This is a genomic window from Sphingobium sp. V4, from assembly GCF_029590555.1.
Classification (GTDB): Bacteria; Pseudomonadota; Alphaproteobacteria; order Sphingomonadales; family Sphingomonadaceae; genus Sphingobium.
The window spans coordinates 13858-27124 of sequence record NZ_CP081001.1; the positions used below are offsets into that span (position 1 = coordinate 13858).

Genomic DNA, 13267 nt, shown 5'->3' on the forward strand with positions numbered 1-13267 from the left:
CTCCTTGCCCCCTAATTGGGGCGGCGGAAGAGATGGTTCAATGGGTGGCGCGCGCGGGGCGAGGGCATGAAGCCGGTCAGCCGCCTGGACACCAGCGACCAGCGGACGGGCGCGCCCAGCGCGATATAACCGTTATGCGCCTGCATCAGCGCTTCGGCCTCGGCGATCCGCGCGCTGCGCTCCGCAGCCGTACTGGCGAGGCTGGCGGCCTGCAACTGGGCGTCGGCGGCGTCGCTGCAATGCACCTTTCGCGCGCAGCCGACCCGGCCCAGATACCAGAGCGCGCTGTCATAGGGTGCGACCTCGTCGATCAGGCGCAGGTCCGCAGGCGCCCCCGTATCGACCCGGCGCGCGTCGAGGCCGATGGCGGCCAGGTCGCGGCGCAGAAGGCCGAACAGCAGGGTCGCGCCCGGTCCGGTGGGCAGTGCGATACGCAGCGTCGGCGGTGCGCCATTGTCCGCGCGCCAGCGCGTGATGGTCGCGCTCGCCTGCGCGCGGCGATCCTCCATTGCCATTCCCGCCCAGGCCGGCGGGGTGGGATTGCGGCCCAGGTCCAGCGCAGACGGCACGATCTGTTCGGTCGTGGCCCATCCGCCCAGCGGGAAGACGGCCGGCAGCTGGCTGCGATCGATCGCCATGTTGATCGCTGCGCGGACATTGTCGTCGTCCAGCAGCTTGCCTTCGCCCACCATGGTGAGGCCCAGCAATCCCTGCACTGGGTCGGCGCGCACCGCATCCCGATCAATCCCGGCGGGCAGCAGCAGGGGCAGGTCCGAAAAGCGGCCGCCCAGCACCAGCGCCGCCTGCCTTTCCCGGAAACGGATGATGGCGAGCGCCGCGCCTTCGCTGCGCAACACGCGCAGTTGCGACGGGGGAACCGGACCTTCGGCCGATTTGTCATCGCCGGTCGATCGATCGATCGGCGTCAGCAGCAAGGCCTTGCCCTGTGCCGCGCGGCGATAGGGACCGGTGCCGCCCTCGCGCGAAAGCACGCCCATTTGCGGCTGGGCCAGCATCTGGAGCATGAAGGGGCGGGCTGCGGCCATGCGGATTTCAATCACCTCGCCGGTCATGGGCACCACGGTCTGCACCGCGTCGAGCGGCCCGTCCGGATCGAAGCGGCGCAAAGAGACGATACGCGCCATCACTATGCGCGCGACATCGGGCGCGGTTACGCGGGTGCCGTCCGCCCAGAAGGCGCGGCGCAGGCGGAAGATATAGCTGCGCCCGTCATCCTCGACGATCCATCGCTGCGCCAGTCCTGGCAGGATGTTGCCCGCGGCATCGAAGCCGACCAGCCCCTGCGCCGTGCTTTCCAGCATCAGCTTGGCGGCGGGGTTGGGGAGATTCTGGAGCGGCTTCGCGAAATCGTCGCGGTCGCCCACTATGCTGACCACCACCGGCCCGCTGCCTTCGCCCGAACAGCCGGCGAGCGCGGCGCCGATTGCGACGCTTGCTGTCAGCAGGCCGCGCCGGCCATGGCCGAGAAGGAGGGAGAGGACGCCCATGTCGGTCCCAGGATTAGCCGTTCATCGCCGTGCCGCCAACCGGGATCAGTTCAGAGCATATGTCATAAAAATGCCATCATACCTACGCCTGTTTGTAACAGAAAATTCATACGGGCGTCGCCAGACATGGAAGGGAAACAGATGACGCCCCGAATTCGACTGGCTGCCGGTACCGCGCTGGCGCTGCTGATGACGCCGGTGCCGGTCGCCGCCCAGGCGATCAGCGCCGCAGAGGCCGATGCGCTGCGGGCGCAGATCGCCGCGCTGAAGGCGCAGGTCGACCGGCTGGAGGCGCGACTGGACAGCGCACCCGCCGCGCCGCAGGCTGCCGCCGTCGCCCCGACGACGTCGCCGGTGCCCGCTCCGCCGGTCCAGGTGGCGCAGGCCAAGCCTGCCGGCGATACGGCGGTCAGTTGGAAGGGCGGACCCGTCTTCAGCAAGGGCGCGGCCAGCTTCCACGTCAAGGGACGCATCCAATATGATGCCGGGCTGCTGATGACCCCGGATAGCGTCAATGACCGGGCCAAGGGATATTCCAACGAACTGCGCCGGTTGCGACTGGGCGGTGAAGGGCAATTGGGCGGCGGCTTCGGCTATAAGCTGGAACTGGAGCTGTCCGACAACAGCGTCGACCTGGTCGACACCTTCATCACCTATGAAAAGGGGCCGTGGCTCGTCACCCTGGGCAATCACAACGCCTTCCAGTCGTTGGACGAACTCATCAGCGACACCGGCGGCGCGGTGATGGAGCGCGCGGCCTTCACCGATGCGTTCGGCTTCGAGCGGCGGCTGGGCCTGTCGGCGCAATATCGCTCCGGCATCCTGCTGGCCCAGGCGGGCATCTTTTCCGACAGCGCCGATTCGCTGACCAATGATTCGGATGGCGCCGATGGCGGCGACGAAAACAACAGCTACGGCGTCGACGGCCGCGTCGTGCTGGCGCCGAAGCTGGGCAAGACCCAGCTGCATTTCGGCCTGTCGGGCCATTGGCGCGATTTCCAGCGGTTGAGCGAAAATCCGCAGCGTTACCGCCAGCGCGCCTATCTCCACTCCGCCAACAGCCGCTTCCTCGCGACGCCCAACATTCCGGCCGATGGCGAGAGCCATTATGGGCTGGAGTTCGCTGGCGAGCGCGGGCCGCTCTGGTGGGCGGGCGAGGCGCACTGGCTGCGCGTGTCGCGGCCGGGCCTTGCCGATCCGACCTTCTTCGGCGGCTATGGCGAGGTGGGCTATGTCCTGACCGGCGAAAGCCGCGGATACAAGAATGGCATCTTCGGCATCGTCAAGCCCGACAGCCCGGTCGGCAGCGGTGGCTGGGGCGCGTTGCAGGCGACGCTGCGCTACGATTATCTCAGCCTCAATGACAAGGATATCGTCGGCGGTACCCAGAATGGCGTGATCGCGGCGCTGGTCTGGACCCCGGTCGAATTTCTGCGCTTCAACGTCAATTACGCCCATCTGCAATATACCGACGCGGCGATCCGTGCGGGCAGCCGGCGCGACTATGGCGTCGACGTGATCGGATGGCGCGCGGAACTGGATTTCTGACCCACGGCCATCGGCATCCGGCGCGGCGCTGAGTCGGCCCGGATGCCGACCCCGGTCATCGCGCCGGCAAGGGAGATGCGGGTCCGCTTCAATCACTAAGCCTTGGAATTTCACGCGCTCGCCCTACATCGGGATCAGTTTTTGCGATTGATTCTCAATTGGGAGTGTTGAATGTCCGCGACCCGCAGCGAAACCGACAGCATCGGCGCGATCGATGTCCCCGCCGACGCCTATTGGGGGGCGCAGACGCAGCGCAGCATCGAGAATTTCCCCTTCGGCGCGACCGAGCGGATGCCGATCGGCATCGTCCATGGCCTCGCCATCGTGAAGCAGGCGGCGGCGCGGGTGAACCGCCGGCATGGGCTGGACGGGGCGCTGGCCGACGCGATCGAGGCCGCCGCCGCCGAAGTGATCGAGGGCAGGCATGACGACCAGTTTCCGCTGGTCATCTGGCAGACCGGCAGCGGCACCCAGTCCAACATGAACGTCAACGAAGTGATCGCCGGTCGCGCCAACGAGATGCTGACCGGCCAACGCGGCGGGAAATCGCCCGTTCATCCCAACGATCATGTCAATATGAGCCAGTCGTCCAACGACAGCTTCCCCACCGCCATGCACATTGCCGCCGCGCTCGCCGCGACCCACCGGCTGCTCCCCGCACTGGAACGGCTGGAACGCGCCATGCTGGAGAAGGCGACGGCCTGGGCGCAGATCGTCAAGATCGGCCGCACCCATTTGCAGGATGCGACGCCGCTGACGCTGGGCCAGGAATTTTCCGGCTATTACGAGCAGTTGCGTCTGGCCCGCATCCGCACCATGCCGCTGGTCGAACATGGCCTGTCGCGGTTGGCGCAGGGCGGCACGGCGGTTGGGACCGGGCTGAACACGCCTCCGGGCTTCGCCCAGGATGTGGCTGACGAGATAGCGGCCATCACGGGCTTCCCCTTCGAAACCGCCCCCAACAAGTTCGAGGCGCTGGCCAGCCATGACACGCTGGTCGATTTCTCCGGCCGGCTGAACATGATCGCCGTCGCCCTGACCAAGATCGCCAACGACATCCGCCTGCTGGGGTCGGGGCCGCGGTCGGGCCTGGGCGAGCTGGACCTGCCAGCCAATGAACCGGGCAGTTCGATCATGCCGGGCAAGGTCAACCCGACCCAGTGCGAAATGCTGACCATGGTCGCCGCGCAGGTGATCGGCAATCACCAGGCCGTCACCGTGGGCGGGATGCAGGGTCATATGGAGTTGAATGTGTTCAAGCCAGTGATCGGTGCGGCCGTGCTGCGCTCCATCCATCTGCTGTCGGTGGGCATGGAGAGCTTCGCCGAGCGCTGCGTGGAGGGGCTGGAGGCCAACGAGGCCCGCATCGCCGAACTGGTCGATCGGTCGCTGATGCTGGTGACGGCGCTGGCGCCCGAAATCGGCTATGACAATGCCGCCGCCATCGCCAAGCACGCCCATAAGAAGGGGCTGACGCTCAAACAGGCGGGGCTTGAACTGGGGCTGGTCGACGAGCCGACCTTCGACCGGCTCGTGCGGCCCGAAAATATGGTCTGATCCAGATCAACTGGCGGAACCGGGCGCGCTCCGGTACATTGACCGCCTATGAAGAAGAAAGGCATCATCCCCGCCGCACCGCTGGTGACGATCCGTCCGCCCAGGAAGGCGGGACTGCTGCGCAAGGCGGCGCGCGTTGGCGCCACCGTGGTCGCGGCGCGCGTCGCGGCGGCGACCGGCAAGAAGGGCGTCATCGGCCTCATTGCCGGTGCGGGCGCCAAACGCATCATCATGCGCTATCCAGCCGGCGCGCTTTTCGTGACCGGCGCTTACATGGCTGGCAAGCTCTATGAGGCGAAGCGCGAGGCGGATCGGAAGAAGACGCAGAAGCTGCTGCCTGACAAGAGCGGCGATCCCATTCCGATCGACCATGCGCGCAAGGCGCGCCAAGGCTAAAGCGCGGCCTGCCATTCCCGGACCGCGTCGACCGGGAAGGTCAGCATCAGGACATTGAGCGTCAGATTGTCGCGTATCACCGCCAGCGCGAGCAGTTCGAGCGCGATGCCGAGCCCGATGGTCATACGGACCGGTGCGCGGGCGGCGAACAGGAAGCCGATCGCCATCATGCCGATATCGCTCATCGAATTGAGGATCGAATCTCCGGAATAGCCGAGCGCGATGGTCGCCGTGCGATAGCGGTCGATTATCAGGGGTGAGTTTTCGAGGATTTCCCAGGCCGATTCGACCGCCACCGCCACTGCCAGCCGGGCGCCCTGCGGGCGACGCGGTAACAGCCACCAAGTGCCCGCGTAGAAGAGGAAGCCGTGGATTACATGGCTCAGGCTGTACCAGTCGGCGATATGCTGGCTGTTGCCGCTGTCGAGCGCGCCATGCCAGAGTTCCACCCGGCCGCAGGTGCAGATCGGGGGACGGTTCATGAGGAATAGGATCGCGCAGGCCGCCGCCGCAATCAGCGCGGCGAGGATAAAGCCGCGCCGATTCATCCTTTTACGCGTGCGCCCCATGGCTCCTGTTCCCACCCCCTTGCAAAAACGCGTCTCTGGCGTCACTAGCGGCCATGGCTGACAGCATCCAGACCGAAACCCCCGATTTCAAGCGCCGGGGTGTCCTCTTCGTCCTTTCTTCGCCTTCGGGCGCGGGCAAGTCCACCATCGCGCGCAAGCTGCTCGCTGCAGAGCCGGACCTGTCCATGTCGGTGTCGGCGACGACGCGGCCGATGCGGCCGGGCGAGGTTGACGGCAAGGATTATCATTTCGTCGACCTGGAGGAATTTCGCCGGATGACGGCGGACCATGAATTCCTCGAATGGGCCCATGTCTTCGGCCAGCGCTACGGCACGCCCCGCGCGCCGGTGGAAGCCATGCTGAAGTCGGGCAAGGACGTGCTGTTCGACATCGACTGGCAGGGCGCGCAGCAGTTGCACCAGATCGCCGGCGGCGACGTGGTCCGGATCTTCATCCTGCCGCCCTCGATGGAGGAACTGGAGCGCCGCCTGCGCGGCCGCGCCACCGACAGTGACGAGGTGATCGACGGTCGCATGGCGCGCGCGGCGGGCGAAATCGCCCACTGGGACGGCTATGATTATGTGCTCTGCAATGTCGATGCGGAGGATTGCTTCCAGCGGGTGCAGACCATCCTGCATGCCGAGAGGATGAAGCGCAGCCGCCAAACCGGCCTGATCGGCTTCATCCGCAAGCTCAGCCGCTACCACCAGGAAGATTGAGCGCGGGACGCTCTCTCTCTCTCTCTCTCTCTCTCTCTCTCGGACTATCGCTCGAACCCCGCCGGGTCAGTCCAGTCCGGGTGCGTCCAGGCCATCGCCTTGAACAGCGTGCCCATCGCTTCCCCGTCGGTCAGCCGGGCGCGGGCCGCCTCCACCTCCGCCGCCCGCGCGGGCGCGGTGCGAGCCAGTTGCTCGGCGCGGGCGTCGATGCCGAGCTGGCGCAGGAAGTCGCCCTGGCCGACCGGACCATGGACCCGCAGCCCGGCCTGCCGCGCCATATTGCCAAGCATGGTGAAATCGACATGGGTGGTAAGGTCCGCCTCGCCCGGATCAGCGAAGGGATCGGCGAAGCGGTGCGCCTTCACCGCCTGCAACGTGTCGCCCAGCGCCGGCCCTTCATAGCCATAGTCGATCAGGATCGCCGCGCCGCCCTGTCGCGCGATGCGATGGGCCAGGGCATAGGCGATTTCCGCCCCGACGATCGGGGACTCGATGATCGCGCCCTCCGGCGCTTCGGCTGCCATTGGCGGCAGGCCCGATTCGATGCGGCGATAGCCCGCGACCGGAATGAAGCGCCCTTCTTCCTCACGCGCGATGACGACCCGCTCGCGCCATTCCTCCCCGACACGGATACACTGGCGCACGGGCAGGGCATCGAAAAACTCGTTGGCCACGACCAGCAGCGGTCCCTGATCGGGCAAAGTGTCGATGCGGTCGTGATGGACGACATGGGGGAGCAACGCGCGCTGCCGGTCGCGCAGGGTGGGGCTGGTTTCGACCAGATGGACCTTGGGCGCGATCGCCGCGCGCTCCATCGCCCGCAGCGCATCCGATGCCAGCGTGCCGCGCCCCGGCCCCAGCTCGACATAGGCCGCGTCCGGCCGCCGGCCCGACCGCATCCAGACATCGGTCAGGGCGAGGCCGACCAGTTCGCCGAACATCTGGCTGATTTCCGGCGCGGTGGTGAAGTCGCCGCCTGCGCCCAGCGGATCGCGGGTCGCATAATAATGCTGGTTCGCCTCGCCGATATAATGGGCGATCGAGATGGGTCCGCCCGAGGCGATCTGCCGCGCCAGCCGCTCGGCCAGCGACAGGGGTTCAGGCGACACTCTCGGTTCCCGCGATCGGCTCGACCCGCAGGCGGCGACCCTTGGCGGTGACGATCAGGTAAAGGCCGCCCAGGATCATGGGAATGCACAGCCACTGGCCCATGTGCAGGCCGGTGCGGGCGGCAAATTCCATCAGCTGGGCATCGGCTTCGCGGACATATTCGATCGCGAAGCGGAAGCAGCCATAGCCGAACACGAAGATGCCGACCAGCATACCCGGCTTGTAGCGGGCGCGGGTCTTCCAGAAGGCGAAGGCGAGGATCAGGAACAGGACCAGGCCTTCCAGCACGGCTTCATAGAGCTGGCTTGGATGACGGGGGAAGGGGCCGCCGGTGGGGAAGATGATCGCCCAGGGCACGTCCGTCTCCTTGCCCCACAGTTCGCCGTTCACGAAATTGGCGAGGCGGCCGAAGAACAGGCCGAAGGGCACGCAGCAGGCGACATAGTCGTGGATGCGCAGCCAGCTCAGCTTTTCCTTCCACGCCATGTAGAGGATGCCGAGCGAAACGCCGATCGCCCCGCCATGGAAGGACATGCCGCCATTCCACAGTTTGAAGATATCCAGCGGATTGCGCAGGATTTCGGGCTGGTAGAAGATCACATAGGCCAGCCGCCCGCCGATGATGATGCCCAGCGTCGCGTAGAAGATCATGTCGTCGGCATGACGGCGCGCCATCGGCGATCCGGGCTGGGCGACCAGTTTCAGCAGATACCAGTAGCCGATCAATATGCCCGCCAGATAGGCGAGGCTGTACCATTTCAGCGTGAAGAAGCCGAGGTCGAGGGCGACGGGGTCCAGCCCCAGATCTTCAAAGCGGATCGCGCTCGAAGCGGCGGCGGCAAGGTCCAGGATCAAATCGGCTTCCCTCTGGTTGGACAGGGTTGACCCCATAGAGCATGGGATTGCCAAGACCAAGGGGGTGTGAAGGGCGGGGCGCCGGGATGCGCCCCGCCCTTCTTCTCGTCATCGGGGCAGGCCGAGCGCCTTCACGATGTCATCCCAGGTCACCAGCTTGAAATTCTGCGCCGCCGCGGCGTTGTGGCCGTCCTGCGCGATGAAGAGGCCGCCGGGATAGGCGGGGCCGAAATCGCCCAGCATCAGTTCGATTCCATCGGTTTCCTCCGACCCGCCGATGCTGCCATCGACGACGCGGAAGCGGCCGACATAGCTATCGTCGGACAGGCGATAGAGGACATAGGCATTGTCGCCCTGGCTGGAGACGAGGACATAGCCGTCCTTCTCGCCGATGGGCGCAATGGCGACGCCTTCGGCATCCATCACCAGATTCTTGCCGTCCGCCGCCGCGATCTTCTTGGGTGTGGTGGCGCCGGTCGCGCGCGCGTCGAACCGCCAAAGCCCGACATCCTCCTCCGCGACATAGAGCGTGCCGGTGCGGTCGTCGACGGCGCAGCCTTCCGACTGGGTGCCCAGCTTCATGCTGCGGACGACCCTGCCGGTCGGCGTCGCGCCGGTCGCGTCGAGCGCGATCTGGTTGATCGTCCCGTCCTTCAGCACGATGAACGCCGACAGGCCGCTCGCGTCGCGACCGAGGCATATGCCATAGGCTTCGCCCTTGCCCCCGTCGATCTTGCCGATGGCGGTCAGCTTCGCCGTCGCGGGATCGAGCCGGAACAGAGCGACCTTCGCGTTGGCGATGTCGTTGCGGTCGCTGGCGGCGACCAGGATGCCGGGCGCGCCGTTGATGACCACGCCATCCTTCAGGTCGACATTGTTGACCCGACCCGCATCCAGAAAGTCCCGGTTCCTGCCGTCCAGGCCATAGACATGAAGGCCCGCCTTCTTGTCGGTGCCCACGATCAGGCTCTGCGCCGGATCGGCGGCGTTGCGCCAGATCGCCGGATCGTCGGCGGCGTCGGCATTGGGGGTGCCGACCGGCGTGGTCTCACCGCGCGCGGTGACGGAGACGGCGGGGGTGGCGTTGGCGATGCGGACCGCGACCGGAATTTCCTTTTGGCCAGTGGCGCAGCCAGCAAGTGTCACAAAAGTGAAACAGGAAATCATTGAAATGTAATATTTCTTTCGCGATCCGGTCATGAATAACTCCTAGCGGCGCATGGCGACGGGCCGAATACAAGAAATGGTCCGAAGGTCAATTTTTCTCTTCTAGGATTGGGGGCATATATGGTCGCGAATAAGTGGCTGATGCTTGGTTGCGCCTCGCTGGCGCTGATTTCTTCTCCTGCTCTTGCCCAGGCGCCCGCCGCCAATGATGAGGTCGCCCGGACCGACGGCCCGATCACCCAGGCGGCTGACATCGTCGTCATCGCCGGCATCGGCTATCGCGACCGCACCGACACGCCCGAACCGGTGCTGAAATATGGCACCGAATATTTCCAGCGCTTCGAGCCGCTGACCGCCGGCGACGCGCTCAAGCGCGTGCCGTCCGTCACCTTCCTGTCGGATGTGCTCGAAAGCGACGCGCCGCAGATGCGCGGCCTGCCGCCGGGCTATACCCAGATCCTCATCAATGGCGAGCGCGTGCCGGGCTCCTCGGCCGACCGCAGCTTCTTCATGGACCGCATCCCGGCCGAATTGATCGACAGCGTCGAGATCGTCCGCTCCTCCTCCGCCCGCCGCACCGGCGACGCGATCGCGGGCACGCTCAACATCAACCTGCGCGACGGCTATGAGCTGAACGGCGGCTATGTCCGCGCCGGCGGCCTGCTCTATGACGACAATGAACTGGAACCGAGCCTGGGCTTCGTCTGGGGCGGCGCAGTCGGTCCGGGCCGCCTGCTGCTGGGCGGCAACCTTCAGGGCCGTCACAATCCAAAGCAGAAGAAGAGCCTGCGCTACGGCGATTCGCCTGAAAACAACGCGGATTACGCCACCGACGATTTCGACAATCGCGAGGACCAGCGCGACACCCGCGACGGCAAGGATTACAGCTTCAACGGCAGCTACGAGATCGACGCGGGCGACACCAATTTCAAGCTCAACGGCTTCTATGTGAAGACCGACCGGACGGAGAATGAGCGCAGCTTCGAATATGACGACGCGACCGCCGTCACCGGCCCAGTGCCTGACGGCAACCTACTGAGCGACAATGCCAATGTGGCGAAGATCGACCAGGAGAATTTCTCGATCGACGGCAAGCTCACCCAGGACTGGGCGGCGGGCAAGACCTCGCTGCGCGTGGGTTACGCCAAGTTCGTCGAGGACCGGACCGAGACCGAATATGAGATCGGCTTCGATGTGGACGACGGCGACGACCCGGAATTCGAAGGCGCGCTGACGCAGACCGACATCAAGGACCAGGAATTTTCGGTCAAGCTGGAGCATGAGGTGCCGCTCGGCGAGACGATGAAGTTCGTCTTCGGCGGCTTCTACCAGGACAAGACCCGCCGCACCGGCATTTTCGAGGCGGATCAGGAAGGCACCGGCAGCTTCGACTGGGATCAGTTCAGCCAGAACCCGACCGACCTTGCCGGCGATTTCGAGGATCTGGAAGCGACCGATGGCGGCGACAGCCGCATCAGGGAAAAGCGTCGCGACGCCTTCGCTCTGGTCGAGGGCGACACGGGTAGCTTCAAGTGGGAAGCAGGCCTGCGCTACGAACATACCAAGGTGCGCGTGACCGACTATACCGTCGACGACGACATCGCCAATCAGTCGAACAGCTATGGCAAGTTCCTGCCGTCGGCGTCCTTCAAACTGTCGCTGACGGACAAGGACCGCATCATCGGTTCGGTCGCCCGCACGCTGCGTCGCCCGCAATTCGATTATATCCTCCCTGCGACGCTGGAAGAGGAAGTCGGCGACAGCGACCTGCTCGGCAATCCGCTGCTCGACCCGGAAAGCGCCTGGGGCTTCGACATCGGCTATGAGCATCGCATGGGGAGCCGCGGCATCGTCGGCGTCAACTTCTTCTACCGCGACGTCACGGATCTGATCGAGCTGACCAACACCGGCGAGGAAGGGTCCGAAGGCGCGGGCACCTTCGTCTACACGCCGATGAATGTCGGCGATGGCAAGGTCTATGGCATCGAATTCGACCTGTCGACCGACCTCGGCTTCATCGGCCTGCCCAATACCGGCCTGTTCGGCAACGCATCCTGGCTGGACAGCGAGATCACCGATGAACTGGGCAAGCGCCGGTTCAACAACCAGTCGAAATATGTCTATAATTTCGGCTTCATCCAGGACTTCCCGACCTTCGGTGCGGCGTTCGGCGCCACCTATCGCAAGCAGGGCGCGGCCTATAGCCGGGTGATCTCGGAAGAAGTCACCACCACCTATGGCGCGGAACTGGAAGTCTTCGTCGAAAAGCGCTTCGGCAAGAAATTCACCATCCGCGCCGTCGGATCGAACCTGCTGAACGGCGCCAAGCGCGAGACGTTCAACAAGTTCGACAATCTGGCCGACCAGCTGGACCGCGACTTCGACGAATATGAGCTGGAAAGCGAAAAGGCCGGACCGGTATTCCAGATCATGGCGCGCATGGCCTTCTGACCTCAGCGCAATATCGGAACGGGGAGGGGCCGCGCCATGCGCGGCCCCTTTTCCGTGGCGAAGGGGGTCAGGCGCACTCGACCGTGACATGCTCCATGCGGGGCAGCGCGCGCACCCGCCTGCGGACCGCCATGCCGTCCGCGCCGGGGGCCAGGCTGATGATGGCGGCATGGGCGTGCGGGCCGATGCGCCAGACATGCAGGTCGCGGATGGTTGCGCCCTCCGCCTCCGTTTCGCGCCGCACGGTCGCCATCAGCGCGGGCTCTGCGGTGTCGAGCAGGATGGCGGCGGTGTCCTTCATCAGCCCCCAGGCCCAGCGCGCGATGACTACCGCGCCCAGCAGGCCGACCGCCGGGTCCATCCACCACCAGCCCAGATAGCGACCGGCCAGCAGCGCCGCGATTGCCAGCACCGATGTCAGCGCGTCGGTCAATACATGGATATAGGCGGCGCGCAGGTTGTTGTCGGCATGGCCATGATCGTGGCCATGATCGTGGCCGTGATCATGGCCATGGCCATGGTCATGGCTATGGTCGTGGCCCAGCAGGAAGGCGCTGATGATGTTGATTACCAGACCCACGACCGCCACCAGCGTTGCCTCGCCAAAGGCGACATGGATGGGCTGGAGGAAGCGCAGCGCCGATTCGACGGCGATGAACAGGGCGGTGACGCCCAGCAGCAGTGCGGAGGCGAAGCCGGCCAGATCGCCGACTTTCCCCGTGCCGAAGGTGTAGCGCGGATTGCGGGCGTGCCGTTTGGCATAGCCATAGGCCGCCGCCGCCACCGCCAGCGCGCCCGCATGGGTCGCCATGTGAAAGCCGTCGGCCAGCAGCGCCATCGATCCGGTGATCCAGCCGAAGACGATCTCCACGACCATCGTCGCGGCGGTCAGCCAGACGACCCAGAGCGTGCGCTTCGCATTCTGGTCATGTCCCGCGCTCAGATAGATATGGTCGAAATAGTGGCTTTCGTCCGTGTCGTCCGAAACGGCGGCGGCAGGTTCATGGCCATGATGATGTCCATGGTCGTGTCCATGCTCATGCCCATGCTTATGGCGGTGATCGTCGTGCATCGTCATTTCCCGTAACGGCGGATCAGTGCCAGCATTTCCTCGGTCGCTGCCGCGCGGGCTTCATCGGTGAGGCCCGGCCTTGCGACATGCTCGCGCATATGCTGCTCGATCAGTTCCTCCATCAGGCTGCCGACCGCGCCGCGCACGGACGCCACCAGCTGGAGCGTCTCCGAACAGCCCGCGTCGCCCGCCAGCTGCCGCTCGACGGCGGCGACCTGTCCGGCGATCCGGCGCACCCGCGCCAGCAGCTTGTCTCGATCCGCAATAATGTGCATAGGGTACCCCCCTATACTATATTTGGATGCGCGCCAAGGG

At 65.5% G+C, this 13267-nt stretch carries 12 protein-coding genes; 5 read left to right on the forward strand and 7 right to left on the reverse strand.

The genetic code is table 11. From position 1 onward, the window contains the following. Positions 1 to 11: 11 nt before the first annotated feature. Positions 12 to 1508, reverse strand: coding sequence for an ABC transporter substrate-binding protein (locus K3M67_RS00090; RefSeq protein WP_084439261.1), 1497 nt, complete (start codon positions 1506 to 1508; stop codon positions 12 to 14). 141 nt (positions 1509 to 1649) lie between these two features. On the opposite strand from K3M67_RS00090, the gene K3M67_RS00095 reads away from it, so the two are divergent. The 3 genes from K3M67_RS00095 to K3M67_RS00105 all read left to right on the forward strand — a co-directional run bounded on the left by K3M67_RS00095 (position 1650) and on the right by K3M67_RS00105 (position 5009). Further along, the gene (locus tag K3M67_RS00095) at positions 1650 to 3056 is read left to right on the forward strand and encodes an OprO/OprP family phosphate-selective porin (protein ID WP_066865263.1); all 1407 of its coding nucleotides are present in this window, start codon (positions 1650 to 1652) and stop codon (positions 3054 to 3056) included. Between the two features lie 171 nt (positions 3057 to 3227). Next, entirely contained in the window at positions 3228 to 4613 is a 1386-nt protein-coding gene (fumC, locus tag K3M67_RS00100) for a class II fumarate hydratase (RefSeq protein ID WP_285831956.1), read from the forward strand. A 48-nt stretch (positions 4614 to 4661) separates the two neighbouring features. Next, positions 4662 to 5009, forward strand: coding sequence for a hypothetical protein (locus tag K3M67_RS00105; protein WP_066864449.1), 348 nt, complete (start codon positions 4662 to 4664; stop codon positions 5007 to 5009). Here K3M67_RS00105 and K3M67_RS00110 read toward each other — a convergent pair. Further along, positions 5006 to 5578 carry a DUF2585 domain-containing protein gene (locus tag K3M67_RS00110; RefSeq protein WP_285831957.1) on the reverse strand — a complete coding sequence of 191 codons (573 nt, stop codon included), beginning with the start codon at positions 5576 to 5578 and terminating at the stop codon, positions 5006 to 5008. The two genes, K3M67_RS00105 and K3M67_RS00110, sit on opposite strands and share 4 nt — an antisense overlap. Positions 5579 to 5631: 53 nt before the next feature. Here K3M67_RS00110 and gmk point away from each other — a divergent pair, with 53 nt between their 5' ends. Next, positions 5632 to 6297: a guanylate kinase gene (gene gmk, locus K3M67_RS00115; protein WP_066864444.1), complete on the forward strand. Its 666-nt coding sequence runs from the start codon at positions 5632 to 5634 to the stop codon at positions 6295 to 6297. A gap of 44 nt (positions 6298 to 6341) precedes the next feature. Here the strand turns inward: gmk and K3M67_RS00120 are convergent, their stop codons facing one another. From K3M67_RS00120 to K3M67_RS00130, 3 genes are all read right to left on the reverse strand, one after another. Next, complete coding sequence (locus K3M67_RS00120) at positions 6342 to 7406, reverse strand: class I SAM-dependent methyltransferase (protein WP_285831958.1); 1065 nt, start codon at positions 7404 to 7406, stop codon at positions 6342 to 6344. Beyond that, a complete protein-coding gene (gene lgt, locus K3M67_RS00125; protein WP_198163017.1) occupies positions 7396 to 8298 on the reverse strand; it encodes a prolipoprotein diacylglyceryl transferase in 903 nt (300 codons plus the stop codon). The genes K3M67_RS00120 and lgt overlap by 11 nt, the downstream gene beginning before the upstream one ends. Before the next feature lie 72 nt (positions 8299 to 8370). Continuing rightward, positions 8371 to 9429: a phytase gene (locus tag K3M67_RS00130; protein WP_285832958.1), complete on the reverse strand. Its 1059-nt coding sequence runs from the start codon at positions 9427 to 9429 to the stop codon at positions 8371 to 8373. A 120-nt stretch (positions 9430 to 9549) separates the two neighbouring features. On the opposite strand from K3M67_RS00130, the gene K3M67_RS00135 reads away from it, so the two are divergent. Further along, on the forward strand, positions 9550 to 11880 hold the full coding sequence (locus tag K3M67_RS00135) for a TonB-dependent receptor plug domain-containing protein (RefSeq protein WP_285831959.1): 2331 nt from the start codon (positions 9550 to 9552) through the stop codon (positions 11878 to 11880). Between the two features lie 67 nt (positions 11881 to 11947). Here the strand turns inward: K3M67_RS00135 and dmeF are convergent, their stop codons facing one another. Together dmeF and K3M67_RS00145 are read right to left on the reverse strand one after the other, a co-directional pair. Continuing rightward, complete coding sequence (gene dmeF, locus K3M67_RS00140; protein WP_285831960.1) at positions 11948 to 12958, reverse strand: CDF family Co(II)/Ni(II) efflux transporter DmeF; 1011 nt, start codon at positions 12956 to 12958, stop codon at positions 11948 to 11950. Continuing rightward, entirely contained in the window at positions 12955 to 13227 is a 273-nt protein-coding gene (locus K3M67_RS00145; protein ID WP_066864430.1) for a metal/formaldehyde-sensitive transcriptional repressor, read from the reverse strand. The genes dmeF and K3M67_RS00145 overlap by 4 nt, the downstream gene beginning before the upstream one ends. Between the last annotated feature and the right edge of the window lie 40 nt (positions 13228 to 13267).